We start from the raw sequence: 20,110 nt of genomic DNA on the forward strand, positions 1-20,110 counted from the left end.
GGTCAGAACGACCACGCCGCGCGCACCGCGAGGTGTGTGCCCTGGGTGCGGTTTCGGGCACCGAACTCCTTGTAGACGTGCGCCCAGAACACCGGCCAGTCCGAACCGGGGTCGAAGAAGCTGATGGCCGGGCCCAGCGCCATCACGCGGGAGCGGTTGCCGTCCTGGAAGCGGGCTCCATTGACCTTGTCGTCGCTGAGCTGCTGGTTCAGGTAGCCACCGACGCCGAGGGTCCAGGGCCCCACGTGCTGACCGACGGCGAACTCGTGCTGGTACTCGATGCCCGACCGGTACTGCGTGTCCTTGTTCTTGCCGTGGACGTTCAACTGGATGTTGGAGGACACTTCCAGCCCGCTGGGGCCGATCCAGGTGAAGGACACGGCGGGTGATGCGGTCCAGTGGTTGGAGCCCGAATTGATCAGGCGGTCCGCCTTGTAGGAACCGGTGGGCAGTTGCAGTTCGACGCGGCCAGTGACGAACAGGCCGGGTGAAGGGGTCCACTTCACCACCACCGGGGCGACGGTGATGTCGCCCACGGCGGCGTTGGTTCCCTTGAGGGGCATCGGACCGACCGGCGTGGGAATCGTGAGCCGGTTGCTCATGTCCAGGTAGGGCACCACGGCCATGAAGGCGTAGGTTCCACCGAGCAGCGGAACGTCGGTGGTCTTGACGATGGCCAGCGATGCGCTTTGGACCTTGAGCTTGATGCTGACCGGGGACCGCTCACCCCGGGTGTCGCGAAGCTGGCTGGCGCTGTAGCTGGCGCCGCGCACGCCGACGGTGGCGGCGAGCGACGACGGAGGCAGGGTGCCCGCGCCGAATTCAAAGATGCCGATGGGCGTGATGGGTGCGCCGTTTTCGACGCTCTGGGCGGTGGAGGCCACGCACGCAAGCGCGACGGCCATCAAGGGATGGGTGAAGTGGAAGGCGGGTTTGCGGTGCATGGGCTGGCCTCTGGGTGGTGTGTGTGGGGGTCGGACGAAATCCACAGACCAGAGGTTAGGCAGCGCAAGGGCATCGGGCACCTACCAAACGGGATAGGTGGCGACTGGGGTTTGTATGGGATCGACGGCCCCGGTGTATCTCCTTTGGGGGGAACGGACATGCTCAAAGGGCGCTTGCAGGCCGACGGCCTGCTGCTCAATGGCCGCCCTGTGCTGCCGTGCGCGTCGGTGCTCAGTGATCACGTCGGTGCCGAGCACGTCTACGGTGTCCGTCCGGAGCACTTCCGGTTGGACGATGCGGGATTCGAGGCTACGGACGAGGTGATCGGACCCCGCCAGCGGGCAGCGCGTCTGACGCCGCGCGGCCACTGTCCCGGGGTCAGCGCTGGTGCGGAAACAACCGTTCGATGGGGCAGTGGGCTTTGATGAACGGCGACTTGATGACGATGTAGCTGAAGTACTTCGCGATCCCGATGTTGCTTTCCAGCAGTTCCTCAACGACCTCCTGGTAGTGGTTGACACCCCGTGTCAGGAACCGCAAAAGGTAGTCGTAGCCTCCGCTCACCAAGTGGCATTCCAGCACCTCGTCCACTTCGCGGATGGCCGCCTCGAAGCGGGCGAAGTCCTCGCGGCGGTGGTCGGCCAGCGTGACTTCGGTGAACACGGTGAGCGTGTCGCCCAGCTTTTCCAGTCGCAGGTGCGCGCCGTAGCCGGCGATGTAGCCCGCCTGTTCCAGCCGCTTGACCCGGATGAGGCAAGGACTGGGCGACAGACCCACCGCGTCGGCCAGGTCCACATTGGTCATGCGCCCGTTTTTCTGCAGCTGCGCCAGGATGCGCAGGTCGAGGCGGTCGATCTTGGTGGCGTCGTTCATCACGGTGTCCTGTGGACTGTTGGGAATGTTTGTATTCTGCCGCTGCGCTGGTGCTTGAATGCTATGGAATACCAGTGTTCAGTCTTTCAGTGCGGCACGCACATCGGGCTCGGCCAGCACATCGTCGAGCGTCTTTTTCAGGCGCTCGAACATCAGGCCGAAGTCCGACTCGGTGAACGTGAGGGCCGGCGCGAAGCCCAGGATGTTGTCGCCGAACGCGCGGAAGATGAGACCGTTCTGGTAGGCGGTGGCCGCCATGCGGTTGGGCAGGTCCAGCGCGGCGTCGAAGCCGGCCTTGGTGGCCTTGTTGCTCACCAGCTCCAGCGCGCCGAGCAGGCCGCGGTGGCGCGAGTCGCCCACCAGCGGGTGGGTCAGCAGATCGTCCAGCCCCTGGCCGAAGCTGCTGGCCACGCGCTGGCCGTTGGCCAGCACACCGCCGTCTTCGTACAGGCGCAGCACCTCCAGGGCCACGGCCGCGCTCACGGGGTGCGCCGAGTAGGTGGCGCCGTGGCCAATGGGCGCTCCCTTGGGGGCACCGTCGGCGATGGCCGAGTAGACCTTGTCGCTCATCAGCGTGGCGCCCATGGGCACGTAGCCCGAGGTCAGGCCCTTGGCCACGGTCATCAGGTCGGGCTCCACGCCTTCCGCATCGCAGGCGAACATGGGGCCGGTGCGGCCGAAGCCGGTGATGACTTCGTCCACCACGAACAGGATGTCGAGCGCGCGGGCGGCTTCGCGCATGGCCTTGAGCCAGCCTTTGGGCGGCACGATCACGCCGCCCGAGCCCTGGATGGGTTCGCAGAAGAACGCGGCCACGTTCTCGGCGCCCAGCTCGGCCACCTTGGCCTTGAGGGCGGCGACCGAGGCGTCGATGATGGCCTGCCCATCGGCCGGGTTGGCGGCGCGGTAGGGGTTGGGCGACGGGATGTAGTGCTGCGTGGGCAGCGGCAGGTCAAAGCCCCGGTGGAACACGGGCAGCGCCGTCAGGCCCGCGCCGGTGGACGAGGAGCCGTGGTAGCCGCGCTCCAGCGCAATGAAGTGCTTCTTGGCCGGTTTGCCGATGGCGTTGTGGTACTGCACGATGAAGCGCACCGCAGCGTCCACGGATTCCGAACCACCCAGCGTGAGATACACGTGCCGCAGCGAAGCGGGCGTGATCTGCACCAGCTTGGCGGCCAGGCGGATGGCGGGCTCGCTGCTGAAGTGGAAGTAGCCCGTGGCGTAGGGCAACTGGCGCATCTGTTCGGCGGCGGCTTGCACCACGCTCTCTTGCCCATAGCCCACGTTCACGCACCACAGGCCGGCAAAGGCGTCGAGCAGTTGTTGGCCCTTGCCGTCGGTGAGCCAGACGCCTTTCGCCGCGGTGAGGATGTTGGGGCCACGCTCTTCATGCACGCGCCAGGGCGCGACGGGGTGGATGAGGTGGGCGCGGTCCAGCGCGTCCAGCGCGGCGATCTGGGGAAGGGCTTCGGAGTGGGTCATGGCGGGCATCCGTTGGTGACAGGGGGACAAGGACACGAGGGGCGGTACGACTTGCACCGTTGCACCTCTTCATGACCTCAAGGTTAGGGGGATTGCCCGCCAAGATGGTGCTGCTTTGAGGGGTTTGCACGCAGCAGCATGCGGTTGTTGGTGGCCAGACAGCACATCGTTTGGTGGCGACCATCCGGGCGGGTTTTGGGCCGTGTGAGGTGCCGCGCGCCCGAACCGCTCTGGCAAAAAATGCCAGGACCCCCGTGGATTGACAACGAATCTGCGTGCAGGCCACCGCGATATGGCATCTCCTGCAGTGGCGTTAAACCTAGACTTTCTTCGTCTCAACGCAGCGGATCAACCCATGACATTCCAACCCAAATTCATCAGTTTCGATTGCTACGGCACCCTCATCAACTTCGAGATGGGGCCGACGGCCAAGGTCCTGTTCAAGGACCGTGTGCCGGCCGAGCGCATGCCAGCGTTCCTGGACAGTTTCCGGGCCTATCGCCTCGACGAGGTGCTGGGCGACTGGAAGCCGTTTTTCGACGTGCTGGAAAATTCCATTCAGCGCACTTGCAAGAAGCACGGCATCGAATGCCTGGCCTCTGATGCGGTCGCTTTGTACGCTGCGGTGCCGACCTTTCAGCCGCACCCGAACGTGGTGGAAGTGCTGGAAGCCATCGCGCCGCACGTGCCGCTGGTGATCCTGTCGAACTCGATGGTGGACCTCATTCCCCACAGCGTCGCGCACCTCAAGGCCCCTTTCCACAAGGTGTACACCGCCGAGGAAGCGCGCGCCTACAAGCCACGCATGCAGACCTTCGAATACATGTTCGACCAGCTCGGCTGCGGGCCCGAACAGATGATGCATGTCTCGTCGAGCTTCCGGTACGACCTGATGACGGCCTCCGACCTGGGCTTCATGGCCAAGGCCTTCATCGACCGCGGTCACGAGCCCACGTCGACCGAATACGGCGTGAGCCGCCTGAGCGACGTGCGTCAGCTGCCTGCGCTGCTGGGTCTGTGATGCTCAGCCCCGATGCACACCGTGGACCGCCCGAGGCGGTGCCGCCGGAAGGCCCAAACGAGGCTGCGGAGTTGAGCACCGCGGCGCCCAGCCTGGCGCCGGCCGAGGTGCAGGCGCTGGTGGCACGCCTCTACGGCATCGACGGCAGCGTCAAACCGCTGGCTGGCGAGCGCGACCAGAACTGCGCCGTGGAAACCGCCGATGGCACGCGCTACGTGTTCAAGATCAGCAACGCCTCCGAGCCGGTGCCGCTGGTCGATTTCCAGATCGCCGCGCTGGAACACATCGCCCGCACATCGCCCAGCCAGCCGGTGCCCCGCGTGGTGCGCACGCTGGACGGCCAGACGCGTGACACCGTGGTGCTCGCCGACGGCGCCCGCACGTCGGTGCGCATGCTCACCTACCTGGAGGGCACCCAGATCCGCGAGACGCCGCGCACCGCCGCGCAGCGCGTGGCGATGGGCCGCACACTCGCCGAACTGAACCTCGCCCTGCAAGGCTTCACGCACCCCGCGGCCGCGCACGAGCTGCTGTGGAACGTGTCGGCCGCGCACCGGCTCACGGTGCAACTGGACAGCCTGCCCGAAGGGCCACGGCGCACACTGGCGCGGTTGTTCATGGCGCGCTTCACCGAGCACGTGCTGCCTCGCCTTGCGTCGCTCCGGGCGCAGGTGATCCACAACGACTACCACCTCTACAACGTGCTGGTCGCGCCCGACGACCAGTCGCGCATCACCGGCATCATCGATTTTGGCGACATGCTGCACGCGCCGCTGGTGGGCGAGGTGGCCACCGCTGCGGCCTTTCACATGACCGGCAACGCCGACCCGTTCGAAGGGCCGTCGCAGTTCGTCGGCGCCTACCAGGCCGTGCTGCCGCTGACCGTGCCGGAGCAGGAGATCGTTGGCGACCTCATGGCGACGCGCCACCTCATTACCGCCCTGATCTCGGAGTGGCGCGCGCTGCGCTACCCCGAAAACCGGGGGTACATCATGCGCCACAACCCCGCGGCCTGGGAGGCGCTCTCGCAGATGGCGGACCTTCCCCGCCACGAAGTGCGCGACCGTTTGCTGACTCCCTCACACCAAGGAACCTCTTCATGAAAACCACCGCCGACTTCAACATGGTCAACGCCTACATTCCCGGGCGTGCCAACGTCGAGCCCGCCACCGAGGCCATGATTGCGCGGCGCAATGCGCTGCTCGGCCCGGCCTACCGGCTGATGTACGAACACCCGCTGCACATCGTGCGCGGCGAAGGCGCATGGCTGATCGACCCGCAAGGCCGCCGCTACCTGGACGCGTACAACAACGTCACCTCGCTCGGGCACTGCCACCCCGCGGTGGCCGAGGCCATCTGCCGCCAGGTGCAGACGCTCGCGACCAACACGCGCTACCTGCACGACACCATCCTTGAGCTGGCCGAGCGCCTGCTCGCCAGCGTGCCCGGCACCGACCTGGCTCACCTGATGCTGACCTGCACCGGCAGCGAGGCCAACGACCTGGCCTACCGCATCGCCAAAGTGCGCACAGGGGGAACGGGCGTGATCGTCACCGACACCGCCTACCACGGCATCACCGACGCCGTGTCGCAGTTCTCGCCGTCGCTGGGCCCGACCGTCGATCTCGGCCCGCACGTTCGCCTGGTGGCGGCGCCCCGCCAATACCACGCCGAAGGCGCTGACCTGGGCGAGCGCTTCACGCGCGACGTCGAGGCGGCCATCGCCGACCTGCGGCGCCACGGCATCCAACCGGCGGCACTGATCGTCGATTCGCTCTTCACCAGCGACGGCATCCTGCCCGAGCCTGCGGGCTTCCTGAAGGGCGCGGTCGAGGCGATCAAACGCGCCGGCGGCCTGTTCATCGCCGACGAGGTGCAGCCCGGCTTTGGCCGCACCGGCGAGCACATGTGGGGCTTCCAGCGCCACGGCCTGGTTCCCGACATCGTCACCCTGGGCAAGCCCATGGGCAACGGTCAGCCCATCGCCGGCCTGCTCGCCACCGCCGACGCCCTGGCGGAGTTCGGCGAGTACTCGCGTTACTTCAACACCTTCGCCGGCAACACCGTCTCGTGCGCAGCGGCCCTGGCGGTGCTGGAGACCATCGAACGGGAACAGCTGGTGCCGCATGCCGCCACGGTCGGCAAGCTGCTGCTCAACGGCATTGCCGAGCTCGCTGCGAAGCACGAGGCCATTGGCGACGTGCGCGGGGCAGGGCTTTTCGTCGGCGTCGAACTCGTGTCGGACCGCAAGACGCGGGCCGCGGACCGCGGCCTCACCAGCCGGGTCGTCAACCTGATGCGCGACAAGGGCGTGCTGCTCAGCGCCTGCGCCCAGGGCCACAACGTGCTCAAGATCCGTCCGCCGCTGGTGCTGTCGGTGGAGCAGGCCGGCATGGTGATCAATGTGCTGGACCAGGCCTTGGCCGAAGCGCAACGCACATCGCCCAGGTCGGCCTGACGGTACGATGGCGCCATGAGTTCTGCAGTTTCGTTCGACCGGTTTGACCTCAAGATCCTGGTGCGTCTTCAGCGCGAAGGCCGCTGCTCGAACGTGGATCTGGCCCAACACGTGGGCCTCAGTCCCAGCCCGTGCTTGCTGCGCACGAAGCGCATGCAAGAGGTCGGGCTGATCCGCAGCTACGGCGCCGACGTTGCACTGGAAAAACTGGGTGACCACGTCATCGTGTTCTCCGAGGTCACCCTCGGCAGCCACACGCCTCACGACTTCCGCAAGTTCGAGGAAGCCGCGGCGAAGCACGAGGAAATCGTCGAGTGCTACAACGTCAGCGGCGGCTACGACTACCTGCTGAAGATCGTGGCACCGGGCATCGGCTATTTCCAGGCGCTGATGGACCAGATGCTGGACGACGACATGGGCATCGAACGTTTCGCCAGCCGGATCGTGCTGCGTCAGCCGCTGAACCGGCGCGAATACCCACTGGGCATCATCGCGACCCGCAAGCGCTGGGAATGATGCCCGTGGGGCTCGGCTCCACTGATTGCCCCCTGGCCCAGGCCGCGCCGAAAGCACGACGGCAGGATCTGCTGGCAGGGCCTCACACAATCGCAGCCTGCTTGGCGCAAGCCCCTCAATACGGCATGGGTGAGAGGGGCATGCGGCCTAGACTTTGGTGATCCACCCCTGAATGACGAAACAGATCCACCATGTCCCCTCCGCTGCAACGCATCCAAACCTCGACCACGCTGCCGGCCTCTGCCGACGTCGTGGTGATCGGCGGCGGCATCATCGGTGTCTTCACCGCCTACTACCTGGCCCAGCGCGGCGTGTCGGTCGCCCTGGTTGAGAAGGGGCAGATCGGCGCCGAACAGTCCAGCCGCAACTGGGGCTGGTGCCGCCAGCAGAACCGCGACGCTCGCGAGCTGCCCATGGCGAGCAAGAGCCTCGACCTGTGGGAACAGTTTGCCGCTGAGAGCGGAGAAGACACGGGGTTCAACCGCTGCGGGCTCTTGTACCTGAGCAACGACGAGGCCGAGATCTCGCGTTGGGCCAGCTGGGGCGAATTCGCCAAGACCGCCGGCGTGACCACCCACATGCTGAGCGCTCGCGAGGCCGCCGAGCGCGGGCGGGCGACCGGCCGCGCCTGGAAAGGCGGCGTGTTCTCGCCCACCGACGGCACCGCCGACCCGGGCAAGGCCGCACCCGCGGTGGCGGCCGCGCTCATCAAGCTCGGTGGCAGCGTCCACCAGAACTGCGCGGCCCGTGGCATCGAGCTTGCGGGCGGGCGCGTCAGCGGCGTCATCACGGAAGCAGGCGTCATCAAGACCAAGACAGCCGTGCTCGCCGGCGGCGCCTGGGCGTCCTCGTTCTGCCGCCAACTGGGCATCCGGTTTCCGCAGGCCACGGTCCGCCAATCCATCCTGAGCGTGTCGCCCGTGGAACACCGCTTGCCGGGTGCCCTGTTCAGCGCGGACGTGTCCGTGACGCGCCGCAGCGACGGACGCTACGCACTGGCCATCAGCGGCAGTGGGCATGTGGACCCGACCTTGCAGCTGTTGCGCTTCGCGCCCCAGTTCCTGCCGATGTTCGCCAAGCGCTGGCGCAACATCCGCCCGGGCGGTCTGGAAGGCATTCGCGGCGGCCATGAAACGCTGGCGCGTTGGCGGCTCGACGCGCCGACGCCCATGGAGCGCGTGCGCATCCTCGACCCGAGGCCCGATGTGTCCATGATCCGGAAGATCCACCACCGCGCCGTCGAACTGCTGCCCCAGCTTCGCGAGGCCCAGATCACCCACACCTGGGCGGGCTACATCGACAGCACGCCGGACGGTGTGCCCGGCATCGGCGAGGTGCCGGGCGTGCCCGGCTTCATCCTGGCCGCGGGCTTTTCCGGACATGGCTTTGGCATCGGCCCTGGCGCCGGCCACCTGATTGCGGACCTGGCCAGCGGCGCCCCACCGATCTTTGATCCCGCACCCTTCCGGCCGGAACGGTTCAGCGGCTCGGCATGGGGCAAGGTCGCTGACTTTTAGTGCGCCGGAGTCCGCACCCTTGGAGGCTGCGCGCGCAGCCTCCTATTGATCCGGCCCTTTGAAGTCTGTGGTTCCGTTCGGGCTGAGCTTGTCGAAGCCCTCACCCGAACTCAGGTGAACCCTTCGACAGGCACACCGGGTATCAGTCTGTAAAACAATCCATCCAGGGAGTAGCTGCCTTTGAGGCCGACCGCGCATCAATGGGTGGCCGGGCCAAGCTACGTGTCGATGCGCTGTAGGGAGAGGTCGCGCCAGCGGCAGCCAGATCACGCCAGGTGTGCCCAGTCGACATGGCGCGCGGGGTGATAGGGCCTGTGATGACACAAACTGCCTCGAACAGGTACATACACATCCCCCGGCCCCTGACATACTGACTGCCGCCCATACGGCCGGCGCTTTTTGTGCGACTGCGGCCAGCGTTGTCGGCCCCACTCGGCCGTACATGACGAACCACCATCCAAGGAGATCTCCATGATGCAAAAACCCCGTTGGGCGCGCATGGCCGTGATGGCCACGCTCGTCGCCGCAGTGTGCAATCCGGCTTACGCCTTTTCCGTGTCGGGTGGGCAGATATATGACAACGCCGGCGCACGCGTCACGCTCAAGGGCGTGAACTGGTTCGGTTTCGAGACCGAAACCCGGGTGGTGCATGGCCTGTGGGCGCGCAACTGGAAAGAGATGCTCGACCAGATGCAGTCTGCCGGATTCAATGCGGTGCGCCTGCCGGTGTGCCCCGGCGCATTGCGCGGCGACGCGGTGAACTCGATCGACTACGGCCGCAATGCCGACCTGCAAGGCCTCAACAGCTTGCAGGTACTGGACAAGCTGGTGGTCGAGCTCAACCGGCGCGGCATGTACTTTCTGATCGACCACCATCGGCCCGACTGCAACGCGATCTCTGAGCTGTGGTACGTCAACGGCTACACCGAGGCGCAGTGGATCGCCGACCTTCGTCTGGTGGCGCAGCGCTACAAGGGCTACGCGCATTTTCTGGGCCTGGATCTGAAGAACGAGCCGCACGGGCGGGCCACCTGGGGCCTCGGCAACAACGCCACCGACTGGAACCTCGCAGCCGAGCGTGCCTCGCAGGCCGTGCTGGCCATTGCCCCCAATGCGCTGGTATTCGTTGAAGGCATCGGCGACCAGAGCGCCTGCAGCACCACGCCCGGCTGGTGGTGGGGCGGCAACCTGGAGCCACTGGCCTGCAAGGGCCTGAACATCCCGATGAACCGTCTGGTGCTCGCACCCCACGTCTACGGGCCCGACGTGTACGTGCAGAACTACTTCAACGCAGGCAACTTCCCGAACAACATGCCTGCAATCTGGAACGCGCACTTCGGCCAGTTCGCGAGTCAGGGCTATGCCATGGCGATCGGCGAAACCGGGGGCAAGTACGGCGCCGGACATCCCAAGGACAAGGCGTTCCAGGACGCCCTCTTCACGTGGCTCAAGACCAAGGGCATCACCAACGTCTTCTACTGGTCGTGGAACCCGAACAGCGGCGACACCGGCGGCATCCTGCAAGACGATTGGGTCACGCTGCGGCAAGACAAGCTGGCGATGTTGCGGAATTTCTGGAGTGGAACGCCAGCACCAGCACCAGCACCAGCACCAGCACCAGCACCAGCACCTGCGCCTGCGCCTGCGCCTGGCGTTTCAACCAGCGTCGTCAAGACGAACGATTGGGGCAGCGGCTACTGCGCCAACGTCAATGTGACCAACGGTGCCAACACGGCACAAACCTGGCGCGTCAATCTGCAGATCGAAGGCGCCATCTACACCCTGTGGAACGCTGTGTGGCAGCAGTCCGGGGCGACACTGACCGCCTCGGGGGTGAGCTGGAACGCCACGCTTGCACCGCAAGCGACTGCGCAGTTCGGCTACTGTGCGAACCGTTGAGCAGGCTGCTACGGCTTTGTACGCCACGGGCGCCACAGCCCGATCTCAGATCGTTGCACGAGCCCTTCGAAAGGCTCAGGGCGAACGGTTGATACTTCACTGGGCCGGGTCCATAGCGCTACTCAGCCCCGGCATACACCTCGGCCAAGTCGCACAGGTCCCAGTTCCCGCCGGTCAGCACCACACAGACTTTTTCGTCGGGCCTGAGCTTCACGCTGCCGGCCAGCAGGGCGCCGATGCCGATGGAGGCGGCGGGCTCGGCGATCAGCTTCGCATCCTTGGCCAGCGCGCGCATGCCCGCGATGATGTGTTCGTCCTCGACGAGGATGATCTCGTCGACGTACTTTTCGATGATGGGATAAGGGTTCTGCCCCGGCACGCTGATGCGCAAGCCGTCCGCGATGGTGTTCTTCAGCGGCAGCGAGGTGCGTTCCTGGTTGAGGCGGCTGTGGAAGTACTTGGGTGTCAGGGCGGGTTCGGCGCCGATCACGCGCACCGAGGGCCGGGTTTCCTTGATGGCGGTGGCGATGCCGGAGATGAGGCCGCCGCCGCCCATGGGGATGATGACCGTGTCCACATCGGCCAGGTCTTCCAGGATTTCAAGGCCGATGGTGCCCTGGCCGGCCATGACCAGCGGGTCCTCAAAGGCGTGCACCACCGCGTAGTGGTGCTCTGCGGCGATCTCGTGCACCCGCTTCCATCGGGCGGCGGTGTCGCCATCGAACAGCACCACTTCCGCGCCCAGCGCCTTGGTGTTCTCGATCTTGATCTTGGGTGTGGTCACGGGCACGACCAGCACCGCCTTGACACCCAGCATCCGCGCGGCGTAGGCCAGCCCCTGGGCATGGTTGCCCGACGAGGTGGCGATGATGCCGTTGGCAATGGCTTCTTTGGGAAGCGACAGCGACTTGTTCAGCGCGCCCCGGATCTTGAAGGCGCCGGTGATCTGCAGGGTCTCGGGCTTCAGGTACAGCTGGCAGCCCACGCTGGTCTCGATCTTTTCAGCGCGCAGCAAGGGCGTGTGCCGGATGTGGGGCTTGATCCGTTCATGGGCCTGGTGGATGTCCTGCAGGGTGGGGTGGTCGAGCAGGCTGATGGTCATTGAATGAACTCAAAGGTGGTGCCGGTGTGGCTGGCGATGGCATTTCGGTAGATCTTGGCAGCGGTGGTGTTGTCCTGGATGGCCATGCCCGTGGAGTCGAAGATCGTGATCTCGTGATCGGTCTCGCGCCCCGGCTTTTGGCCCAGCAGGATCTCGCCGATCTCCGCGTGGATGTCGGCCTGGGTGATGATGTTCTGGTTCAGCGGGTGCCAGGTCTCGCCCTTTTCAATGCACTGCGCGGTCGAGTCGTTGACGATCTTGGCGTTGCGAAAAATCTCTGGTTCCAGTTCCTGCTTGCCATACATGTCCGTGCCCATGGCCACGATGTGCGTGCCGGGCTGGATCCAGGCGGCTTCCACCAGCGAGCCTTTGCCGCGGGTGGTGGTGATCAGGATGTCTGCCTGTTCCACCGCCGCTTGCATGGAGCGGGCCATCACCACCGGAATGCCGAACTCGCGTTCGATGTCGACTTTGTAGCGGGCGAGGTTCTCGGGGTGGTGGTCCCAGGCGTGGATTTCTTCGATCTTCATCACCTCATGGATGGCGCGGATCTGCATGCGGGCCTGGTTGCCGGTGCCGATGGAGGTGATCTTCCGGGCGTTCTGGCGGGCCAGCACCTTGACCGACACGGCGCCGGCGGCGCCGGTGCGCAGGCCGGTGATCAGGCTGCCGTCCATGACGCAGACCAGGGCGCAGGTTCGCGCGTCGAACAGCAAAATGGTGCCCATGCCGCTGGGCACGCCGTGCTCCGCCAGGTTGTTGGGAAAGCCACCGGATGAGGCCTTCATGGAAATCATTTCATTGGCTTCGCAGTAACCCAGCTTGAAATCGATCTCCCCCCGGGGCGGCGGCAGGTGGATGCAGGTGTAGGGCGGCTGATTCACCTGACCGCTGTTGAAGGCCTTGTAGGCCTCTTCCACCGTCCCGATGACTTCGTCCATGCGGATCAGGCTGCCCACGTCCTCTTTGTTCAGCAACAGTGTTTTCATGGTGGTAGGTTTGGGTTTCAGTAGCCCCGCGTGCGGTCGACCAGCCCGATCAACGGCAGGCCTTGTTGATGCCGACGCAAGTTGTCGAGGACCGCATCGGCTGCGGTTTCGGGCTGCGTCATGCTGGCGATGTGTGGCGTGAGGGCCACCTGGGGATGGGTCCAGAACGCATGCCCTGGTGGCAGCGGCTCGGGTTCACAAACGTCCAGCACGGCGCGGGAGAGCTGGCCTGCTTCAAGGGCTTTCAGCAGATCGTCCTGCACCAGGTGCGCGCCCCTGCCCACGTTGATCAGGCAGGCACCACGCGGCAGCTGGTCGAACAGCGATTGGGACAAAATTCCGCAGGTGCTGTCGGTCAGAGGCAGCAGGCAGATCAGGATGTCGGTGCGTTCCAGAAACGCCTGCAAGCCGTCGGGGCCGGCATGGCATTCGACGCCATCGATCTGCTGCGGCGACCGGCTCCAGCCCGCGGAGGGAAAGCCGAAGCTGCCCAGGCGCTCCAGCACGGCGCGGCCCAGCACACCCAGGCCCAGCACACCGACGCGCCGCGACGAGGCCGGATACACGCGGTGGGTCTGCCAACGCCCTTCCTGCTGTTGTTGCCGGTAGGTGTGCCAGTCGCGGTGCAGGGACAGCACGGCCAGGGTCACGTACTCGACCATGCCGTTGACGATGCCGGACTCCACCATGCGCACCACCGGCAGATTCTCGGGGATCGAGGAGAAGTCGAACTGATCGATGCCGGCGCCGGTGGAGAACAGCACTTCCAGATTCGGGTAGTGCGTGGCCAGGTCTGGCGGCGGTTCCCACGCGGCGAGGTAGCGCACGTCTAGCGTGTCTCCAGTGTCGGGCCAGATGCGAAACGGCAGCTCCGGCATGTGTTGTGCAAACCGTTCAGCCCACAGGGCACCGCGCACGGGGTCGGATTTGTAGAGAAAGCTCATGGCCATCACTTGGGCCGGTAGATCACGTAGACCTTGGTCACGTTTTCGCGGCTGTCCCAGGTGCAGCTGGCACCTTGCTCGACGAGGAAGATGTCGCCTTCCGCGAAGGTACCGCTGCGGCCGGTTTCATCCACAAAGTCCACGCTGCCTTCGAGCAGGTACATCAGCTCGTAGTGGCGGTAGAACAAGGGGCGGCGCGCGTAGGGCGTGGAGTCCCAGGTGCCGCACATGAATTCACCGTCAGCGGACACGTAGTCGGTGAAGTTCCGGCAAGAGGGCATCGGCGTGGTCAACAAGTCCAACGATGGCGTGCCAGAAGGCTTGAGCTCTGGCCCTGCCTGGATCGGCACGATGGCGCCGGTGCCCGGCTGGCTGTGGTTGTAGCGCGTGAAGATCAGCGACACCGGCCCTTGCGCCGACCAGGCGAATGCCGCACCCTGCTGGATCACCGCGCTCTGGCCCGGCGCCAGTGTCAGCGTGGCACCCGGTTGCGACAAGGTCAGGCTGCCCTCGGTGACGAGGATGAACTCATCCGCCGGCAGGGACGACACCGAGCCCTGACCGGCTTCGAGCGCGATCACGCCCGCGGTCACGGGGCCGCCCGGCGCCCAGTCCAGGACACGGCGGCTGGACAGGAAACGGTCTTCTCCGGCCGCCGTGACCACTGCGATGCCTTGGTTTTTGTCGCGCGCGAACTGGCGCAGATCCACGAAGGAGGGCGGATTGGCCAGCATGGCCGCTGCGTGCTGAAGATTCGACATGGTGTGTTCTCGATGGGGATAGAAAAGAAGGCTAGGCCGCCTGCAGCGCAGGCTGGGCAAAACGCCCGATGTGGTAGCACTCGATGGGGGTGGTCGTGGCACCGGTGTGGATCAGTTCGGCCATCACGTCGCCCACGCCCGGGCCCAGCTGAAAGCCTTCGCCGGAGAAGCCGAACGCGTAGTACAGGCCGGGCACGCGAGCGCTCGGCCCCATGGCCGGTCGGCTGTCTTGCATGTAGCCCTCGATCCCGCTCCAGACGCGGATGATGCTCAAGTGCTTGAGTGCAGGGATCACACGCGGTGCCTGCGCCAGCTTGATCAGCGTTCTGCGCGGGTTCACGTAGGTGCGCCGGTTCTCCATGTCCACCGGTTCATGGCCGCCGCCGCCGATGACGATGTTGCCGCGCGCCACCTGTCGGAAGTAGGCGCTCTGCTCAGGCACGTCCGTCAACGCACCCATGGTCGGCCGGATGGCGTAAGGCACCGGTTCGGTGACGCACATCTGAGGCGCTTTGACGATCATCGGCACCGGCTCCCCGAAGCTGGCGCTGATGCGGTCGCCCCAGGCGCCGGCGGTGATGAGCGCCACGGGCGCACGGAAAACCCGGCCATCGGTGGCGGTCACGCGGAAATCACCGCCGTCCTTTTCAACCGCCACGATCTCGGTGTTTTCAAACACCTGTGCGCCTGCGCGCGCTGCAGCCCGGCCAATGATCGGTGCCGCCAGACGGGGGTTCGCATGGCCGTCATGGGGGGCATAACAACCCGAAGTCACTTCTGGCCCCAGGTAGGGAAAGCGTTCCCGCAGCGTTAGCTTGCCCAACATCTGCATGCCCATGCCGAAGTCCTTCGCATCCTGCGCATACTGGACCAAGCGTTCTTCATGCGCGGGCGTGAGGCCGAGGCGCAGATGGCCGTTCAGCAAGAGCTCGACATCGGCGCCAAACAGTTCCTTGAACTTCAGCCAGGTCTCGCGAGCGCGGTTGGACAGCGGCAGTTGCTCGATGGGGCGGCCCATCCGGCGGGTGTTGCCGAAGTTGACGCCGCTGGCCTGCTGGCCGATCAATCCCCGCTCAAGCAGGATGACCGACATCCCGCGCTGGCGCAAAAAGAAGGCCGCAGAGGCGCCCATGATGCCGCCGCCGACGATGACCACATCTGCTTTTTCCGTGCTCATTCCACGGCCTCCCGCACCGCCATCGACAGCGGCTTGACCGGCGCCTGGCCGCGCAGCCGCCCGACCTGCTCCACCGGAACACCGGCGGCGTGCGCAATGACTTCCGCTCCCGCGTGTCCGCAATAGCGGCCCTGGCAGCGGCCCATGCCAACGCGGCTCAGGGCCTTGGCCCGGTTTGCTTCCTGCGCGCCCATGTCGCACACCACGCGGCGCAGTTCGCCGGCGGTGATGGCTTCGCAGCGGCAGACGATGGCTTCGTCTGGCAGTTGCGCCGCCTGCTGCACTGGCCAAGGGAAGGCTTGCGCCAGGCCCTGGCGGAAGCGCTCCATGCGGGTCTGCTCGGCCCGCAAGCGCTGCAGTACCTTGTCATCCACGGGCAGGCCGGCATCCTTCAGCACGGCCATCGCCGCGAGGCGGCCACCGATTTCGGCCGCGTCGGCACCCAGCACGCGCGTGCCGTCGCCCGCCAGGTACACACCCGGTACCGAGCTGCGTCCGTCCTCGTCCACCTCGGGCAGCCACTGGCGCGTTTCCTGATCGAAGCGGAAACCGCAGCGCGCCAGGTCGGCCAGCTGGGTTTCTGGCCGCAGGTGGTAGCCCATCGCGACCGCATCGCACTCGAAGCGGTGCGTGCGGCCACTGGCATCGCGCACGACCACGCCTTGCACGCCGTCGTCCGGCGAACCGGTGATCTTGACCGGTGTGATGCCGGTCAGCACCGGCACCCCCGCACGCTGGATACCGGCCACCAGGAACAGGCCCTTGAACAGCACCGATGGCCGTGCCAGCAGCTTGGGCAGCGCGGCCACGCGACGCATCAGCGGTGATGTGTCGAGCACGGCAGTCACCTTCGCTCCCGCCTTGATGTATTGCGAGGCCACCAGATAGAGCAGGGGGCCGGTGCCCATGAAGACAATCTGGCTCCCGATGGCACAGGCCTGCGCCTTCAAGGCGATCTGCGACGCGCCCAGGCTGTAGGTGCCGGCGTAATGCCAGCCCTTGACCGGCATCAGCCGGTCGGTCGCGCCGGAGCAGATCACCAGCGCGTCGTAGGGCAGGGCCGTTGAGACCTCGTCCCTGACGACATGCAGCTTCTTGTCGAAGATGTTCCAGGCCAGCGTTTCGGGCCGGTAGTGAATCTTGTCGCGCAGCGCGTCAAAGCTCTGGTGCAGCGCCTGCGCGCGAGGCGCCTCGGTGCCGTACAGCTTGGCGTAGGGGCGGGTGAAGTTGTCGGGCTGGCGGCGGTAGATCTGGCCGCCGTCGCGCCGGCCCTCGTCGACCACGGTCGGGCGCAGGCCGGCGGCCACCAGGGTCTCGGCGCAGCGCACGCCCGAGGGCCCGGCGCCCACGATGATCACGCGAGCTTGGGCCATGTCGCCTCCGGTTGCTTTGTGATGATGTGCAGGCCTGCTTCCACGACGGTGGTGCAGGCGCGTAGGCGTTCGCCGCTGGCGGTCCAGACCCAGCAGTCCTGGCAGGCGCCCATCAGGCAGAAGCCGGCGCGTTTGCCGTCGCCGAACTCAGATTCGCGCAGGTGGCGCACGTTGTTGAGCAGAGCGACCATCAGCGTGTCGCCGGCCAGCGCGTCCACAGCATGCCCATCGATCACGATGGGCACCCGCTCGCGGGCCGTTTCCGCCAGACGGACAAATCGTTGGCTCATGTGTCATGTCTCCTGGTTGCCTGCCGCGGTCACAGCAGGTCGCTGGGGTCGGTGATCGTTCAGCAGATGGCCTGCGAAACGATGGCAAACAGCCGGGGAGCGCCTTCAGGGTGCTGCAGTGGCGCGCCACGCACCATGGTGGTGGCAGCGTCCACACGCAGCAGGCCCAGGCTCTCCAGCCACTCGGTCAGGCCGGCATCGAAGTCGATGTCGATGCGGGTGAAGCGCCCGGCGTTGGTGCCCGCCAGGTGGGCGATCAGTGCCTTGGCGCTTTCGGCATCGGGCGCGATCACGGGACCAATGACGTGCCCGCGTCCAAAGCGGCGCAGGATGGCAAAGCCCTTCTGCGTGCCGTCGTGGTCCAGCACCACGCAGGCCTCGGCCTGAGCCAGCAAGTCATCGATGAGGGCCGGTCGCGGCATGCCCCGGGCTTCTTCGTCCAGCTTGTGCAGGGCCTGCGCCTCGTTCTGACCCGCTGGGCGCAGACGCCATCCCTCAGGCAGCGCGATCAGCGGCGCGGGTTGCGCCACACCCTGGTGCTGGCGGATTTCGCCGGTGCGCACAAAGCCCAGCCGCTCGTACAGCCCGCGGCCCTCCGTGGTGGCTTGCAGCAGCGCGGTGCAGTGGTCTAGGCCATCGAGCAGGGCCGTCATGAGACGGTGACCGATGCGGCGCCCCTGGCACGCGGGCGTGACGATGACCAGGCCCAGTGTGGCGTGCCGCTCGCCCCAGCGCCAGCGCTGCGCGGTGGCGATGATCTGGCCGTCGCGCTCGGCGACGATGCCTTCCGAGTGCGCAAACACATGCTCCCAATCGACCGGACGATGGGGCCAGCGCAACTCCGCTGACATTGCCTGGGCCTGCGGCAGATCGGCGTCGGTCATGGGGCGCAGCAACACACCGTCGTCGGCCGCAGGGGCCTTGTCTAGAGAGGGAAACGGGGAGTTCGATCGCATGTTGTGCCACCTCGGGTCGATGAAATTGGTGCTTATCTTGGCCGACATTGCGGCCGGACACCAGCAGGAATAAGGGCTTTCCCGCAACTTGCAAGCTTCGTCTGTTGGGCCCCTGCCTTTTGCAATTCGCTGCGGTGCAGCGGCCTCATACGGCCACATATGCCGGGCCTTCCTCCCTAGCATTGGTCACCAGTTTTCGCCGGTGTCCGAAGAGGCTTGGCACCGGGTTTTCGTCTCCTTCGTCGCCCTATTTTTTCAGGTGCTTCCATGCCGTTGTTCGACCCCCTCTCCATCACCGTATCCAGCGCTCACTTCATCGGGGGCCGTGTGGTGCCCGACACCGCACGCCTGGAGGTGCGACGCCCTTCGGACGGGCAGGTGCACGCCGGCCTGCCGCTGGCCGATGCCAGCACCGTGGACGCTGCGGTGCAAAACGCCTGGCAGGCCTGGCGCCAGACCGACTGGGCGCGCCGCGCACCGCGCGAGCGGGCACGGGTGCTGCGCCGCTGGGCCGATCTGATCGAGGCCGATGTGCAGCGCCTGGCCGAGCTGGAGGCCGTCTGTTCCACGCGCCCGGTGCGCGACGCCGCGGCCTGGGACGTGCCCTTCACGGCCGAGGGCCTGCGCTTCTTCTCCGAGTACGCCGACAAGCTGGGCGGCGAAGTGGCCGCCACGCGCCACGACAACTTGGGGCTGGTCGTGGCCGAGCCCTATGGCGTGGTGGGTGCGATCACGCCGTGGAATTTTCCGCTGGTCATGGTGTCGTGGAAGGTGGGCGCCGCGCTGGCCGCGGGCAATGCGGTGGTGCTCAAGCCGTCGGAGATGACGCCGTTCTCCGTCATCCGCCTGGCCGAGCTGGCGATCGAGGCCGGTGTGCCCGCGGGCATCTTCAACATCGTTCAGGGCGACGGCCGCACCACGGGGGACGCGCTCACGCGGCATCCGCTGATCAGCAAGATGACCTTCACCGGATCGACCCGCACGGGCGCGGCCATCATGGCCAGCTGCGCCTTGCAGGGGCCGAAGCCCGTGACCCTGGAGCTCGGCGGCAAGAGCCCGCAACTGGTGTTCGACGACGCGCCCGATGTGGACCGGCTGGCGGCCATGGTGGCCGGGGCCATCACCGGCAACGCCGGGCAGGTGTGTGTGGCGGGCTCGCGCCTGATCGTGCAGCGCGGCATTGCCGAGGCACTGGTGGATCGCATCACGCAGCGCTTCGGGGCGCTGCGCCCCGGCGCCACCTGGGACGCGCAGGCCACCTTGCCACCCATCATCTCGGCGCCACAGGCCGCGCGCATCCTGGACATCGTGGAGCGCGCGCGCGAGGCGGGCGCACAACTGCGTTGCGGTGGGGGCCTGTTTGAAGGCGGCCCGGGTGGCGCGTACTTCCAACCCACCCTGATTGAAGGCGTGGCCGCCGACAACCCCGCGGTGCAGGAAGAGATCTTTGGCCCCGTGCTCACCGTGCAGACCTTCGACACCGAAGAAGAGGGGCTGGCACTGGCGGCCCACGAACACTATGGGCTGGCCGCGGGTGTGCACACGGCCGACATCGGCCGCGCCCTGCGCGCCATGCGCAACCTGTCTGCGGGCACGGTGTGGATCAACCGCTACGGACGCAGCGCCGACTTCGTGATCCCCACCGGCGGCTACCACCAGTCGGGCATTGGCAAGGACCTGGGGCGCCAGGCGGTGGAAGCCAATCTGCGCTTCAAAAGTGTGCTGATTGACTTTGCTGCGTCGCACCAATGAAGGGTGTCCGCACACATCAAGTGCCAACCACACGACATGCTGTCAAGCCCCATGA

At 66.3% G+C, this 20,110-nt stretch carries 18 protein-coding genes; 7 read left to right on the plus strand and 11 right to left on the minus strand.

Translation table 11 applies throughout. The annotated features are described in order from the left end of the window. Positions 1-2: 2 nt before the first annotated feature. From B0E41_RS11105 to B0E41_RS11120, 3 genes are all read right to left on the minus strand, one after another. Entirely contained in the window at positions 3-944 is a 942-nt protein-coding gene (locus B0E41_RS11105) for a transporter (protein WP_253194784.1), read from the minus strand. Positions 945-1,323: 379 nt separating this feature from the next. Further along, positions 1,324-1,818: an Lrp/AsnC family transcriptional regulator gene (locus B0E41_RS11115; protein ID WP_077331219.1), complete on the minus strand. Its 495-nt coding sequence runs from the start codon at positions 1,816-1,818 to the stop codon at positions 1,324-1,326. A 78-nt stretch (positions 1,819-1,896) separates the two neighbouring features. Then, positions 1,897-3,300, minus strand: a complete 1,404-nt coding sequence (locus tag B0E41_RS11120; protein ID WP_077331220.1) for an aspartate aminotransferase family protein — start codon at positions 3,298-3,300, stop codon at positions 1,897-1,899. A gap of 355 nt (positions 3,301-3,655) precedes the next feature. Between B0E41_RS11120 and B0E41_RS11125 the strand changes: the two genes are divergently transcribed. The 6 genes from B0E41_RS11125 (at position 3,656) to B0E41_RS11150 (ending at position 10,711) form a co-directional block, all read left to right on the plus strand. Then, complete coding sequence (locus B0E41_RS11125; protein ID WP_077331221.1) at positions 3,656-4,321, plus strand: haloacid dehalogenase type II; 666 nt, start codon at positions 3,656-3,658, stop codon at positions 4,319-4,321. A gap of 71 nt (positions 4,322-4,392) precedes the next feature. Next, a complete protein-coding gene (locus B0E41_RS11130) occupies positions 4,393-5,424 on the plus strand; it encodes a phosphotransferase (protein WP_253194786.1) in 1,032 nt (343 codons plus the stop codon). Beyond that, positions 5,421-6,779, plus strand: a complete 1,359-nt coding sequence (locus B0E41_RS11135; protein ID WP_077331222.1) for an aspartate aminotransferase family protein — start codon at positions 5,421-5,423, stop codon at positions 6,777-6,779. The genes B0E41_RS11130 and B0E41_RS11135 overlap by 4 nt, the downstream gene beginning before the upstream one ends. A 15-nt stretch (positions 6,780-6,794) precedes the next feature. Beyond that, positions 6,795-7,295, plus strand: coding sequence for an Lrp/AsnC family transcriptional regulator (locus B0E41_RS11140; RefSeq protein WP_077331223.1), 501 nt, complete (start codon positions 6,795-6,797; stop codon positions 7,293-7,295). A 191-nt stretch (positions 7,296-7,486) separates the two neighbouring features. Beyond that, positions 7,487-8,812, plus strand: coding sequence for an FAD-binding oxidoreductase (locus B0E41_RS11145; RefSeq protein WP_077331224.1), 1,326 nt, complete (start codon positions 7,487-7,489; stop codon positions 8,810-8,812). A 471-nt stretch (positions 8,813-9,283) separates the two neighbouring features. Further along, a complete protein-coding gene (locus B0E41_RS11150) occupies positions 9,284-10,711 on the plus strand; it encodes a cellulase family glycosylhydrolase (RefSeq protein WP_253194788.1) in 1,428 nt (475 codons plus the stop codon). A 118-nt stretch (positions 10,712-10,829) separates the two neighbouring features. Here B0E41_RS11150 and B0E41_RS11155 read toward each other — a convergent pair whose 3' ends face one another. From B0E41_RS11155 to B0E41_RS11190, 8 genes are read right to left on the minus strand one after another with little or no spacing between them, the layout of a single operon-like run. Beyond that, complete coding sequence (locus B0E41_RS11155) at positions 10,830-11,813, minus strand: threonine/serine dehydratase (RefSeq protein WP_253194790.1); 984 nt, start codon at positions 11,811-11,813, stop codon at positions 10,830-10,832. Continuing rightward, complete coding sequence (locus B0E41_RS11160; RefSeq protein ID WP_077331225.1) at positions 11,810-12,802, minus strand: ornithine cyclodeaminase family protein; 993 nt, start codon at positions 12,800-12,802, stop codon at positions 11,810-11,812. Before B0E41_RS11160 ends, B0E41_RS11155 begins: the two co-directional genes overlap by 4 nt. Positions 12,803-12,819: 17 nt before the next feature. Further along, complete coding sequence (locus B0E41_RS11165) at positions 12,820-13,752, minus strand: glyoxylate/hydroxypyruvate reductase A (RefSeq protein ID WP_216350750.1); 933 nt, start codon at positions 13,750-13,752, stop codon at positions 12,820-12,822. After that, complete coding sequence (locus B0E41_RS11170; protein ID WP_077331226.1) at positions 13,752-14,507, minus strand: cupin domain-containing protein; 756 nt, start codon at positions 14,505-14,507, stop codon at positions 13,752-13,754. The genes B0E41_RS11165 and B0E41_RS11170 overlap by 1 nt, the downstream gene beginning before the upstream one ends. Before the next feature lie 31 nt (positions 14,508-14,538). After that, positions 14,539-15,684: an FAD-binding oxidoreductase gene (locus tag B0E41_RS11175; protein WP_077331227.1), complete on the minus strand. Its 1,146-nt coding sequence runs from the start codon at positions 15,682-15,684 to the stop codon at positions 14,539-14,541. Continuing rightward, on the minus strand, positions 15,681-17,057 hold the full coding sequence (locus B0E41_RS11180) for an FAD/NAD(P)-binding oxidoreductase (RefSeq protein WP_077331228.1): 1,377 nt from the start codon (positions 17,055-17,057) through the stop codon (positions 15,681-15,683). The genes B0E41_RS11175 and B0E41_RS11180 overlap by 4 nt, the downstream gene beginning before the upstream one ends. Next, positions 17,039-17,347, minus strand: coding sequence for a (2Fe-2S)-binding protein (locus B0E41_RS11185; RefSeq protein WP_077331229.1), 309 nt, complete (start codon positions 17,345-17,347; stop codon positions 17,039-17,041). Before B0E41_RS11185 ends, B0E41_RS11180 begins: the two co-directional genes overlap by 19 nt. Positions 17,348-17,406: 59 nt before the next feature. After that, positions 17,407-18,303, minus strand: a complete 897-nt coding sequence (locus B0E41_RS11190) for a GNAT family N-acetyltransferase (RefSeq protein WP_077331373.1) — start codon at positions 18,301-18,303, stop codon at positions 17,407-17,409. A gap of 267 nt (positions 18,304-18,570) precedes the next feature. On the opposite strand from B0E41_RS11190, the gene B0E41_RS11195 reads away from it, so the two are divergent. Continuing rightward, entirely contained in the window at positions 18,571-20,055 is a 1,485-nt protein-coding gene (locus tag B0E41_RS11195) for an aldehyde dehydrogenase family protein (RefSeq protein ID WP_077331230.1), read from the plus strand. Positions 20,056-20,110 lie beyond the last annotated feature (55 nt).

It is taken from the genome of Hydrogenophaga sp. A37, from assembly GCF_002001205.1.
Lineage (GTDB): Bacteria > Pseudomonadota > Gammaproteobacteria > Burkholderiales > Burkholderiaceae_C > Hydrogenophaga.

What these genes read in the sequence shown, in the direction of transcription:
- B0E41_RS11140 (WP_077331223.1), top strand. Translation starts at nt 6,795, where the DNA reads ATGAGTTCTGCAGTTTCGTTCGACCGGTTTGACCTCAAGATCCTGGTG.
- B0E41_RS11150 (WP_253194788.1), top strand. Translation starts at nt 9,284, where the DNA reads ATGATGCAAAAACCCCGTTGGGCGCGCATGGCCGTGATGGCCACGCTC.
- B0E41_RS11165 (WP_216350750.1), bottom strand. Translation starts at nt 13,752, where the DNA reads ATGGCCATGAGCTTTCTCTACAAATCCGACCCCGTGCGCGGTGCCCTG.
- B0E41_RS11125 (WP_077331221.1), top strand. Translation starts at nt 3,656, where the DNA reads ATGACATTCCAACCCAAATTCATCAGTTTCGATTGCTACGGCACCCTC.
- B0E41_RS11135 (WP_077331222.1), top strand. Translation starts at nt 5,421, where the DNA reads ATGAAAACCACCGCCGACTTCAACATGGTCAACGCCTACATTCCCGGG.
- B0E41_RS11195 (WP_077331230.1), top strand. Translation starts at nt 18,571, where the DNA reads ATGCCGTTGTTCGACCCCCTCTCCATCACCGTATCCAGCGCTCACTTC.
- B0E41_RS11160 (WP_077331225.1), bottom strand. Translation starts at nt 12,802, where the DNA reads ATGAAAACACTGTTGCTGAACAAAGAGGACGTGGGCAGCCTGATCCGC.
- B0E41_RS11190 (WP_077331373.1), bottom strand. Translation starts at nt 18,303, where the DNA reads ATGCGATCGAACTCCCCGTTTCCCTCTCTAGACAAGGCCCCTGCGGCC.
- B0E41_RS11180 (WP_077331228.1), bottom strand. Translation starts at nt 17,057, where the DNA reads ATGGCCCAAGCTCGCGTGATCATCGTGGGCGCCGGGCCCTCGGGCGTG.
- B0E41_RS11170 (WP_077331226.1), bottom strand. Translation starts at nt 14,507, where the DNA reads ATGTCGAATCTTCAGCACGCAGCGGCCATGCTGGCCAATCCGCCCTCC.
- B0E41_RS11115 (WP_077331219.1), bottom strand. Translation starts at nt 1,818, where the DNA reads ATGAACGACGCCACCAAGATCGACCGCCTCGACCTGCGCATCCTGGCG.
- B0E41_RS11185 (WP_077331229.1), bottom strand. Translation starts at nt 17,347, where the DNA reads ATGAGCCAACGATTTGTCCGTCTGGCGGAAACGGCCCGCGAGCGGGTG.
- B0E41_RS11145 (WP_077331224.1), top strand. Translation starts at nt 7,487, where the DNA reads ATGTCCCCTCCGCTGCAACGCATCCAAACCTCGACCACGCTGCCGGCC.
- B0E41_RS11155 (WP_253194790.1), bottom strand. Translation starts at nt 11,813, where the DNA reads ATGACCATCAGCCTGCTCGACCACCCCACCCTGCAGGACATCCACCAG.
- B0E41_RS11175 (WP_077331227.1), bottom strand. Translation starts at nt 15,684, where the DNA reads ATGAGCACGGAAAAAGCAGATGTGGTCATCGTCGGCGGCGGCATCATG.
- B0E41_RS11105 (WP_253194784.1), bottom strand. Translation starts at nt 944, where the DNA reads ATGCACCGCAAACCCGCCTTCCACTTCACCCATCCCTTGATGGCCGTC.
- B0E41_RS11120 (WP_077331220.1), bottom strand. Translation starts at nt 3,300, where the DNA reads ATGACCCACTCCGAAGCCCTTCCCCAGATCGCCGCGCTGGACGCGCTG.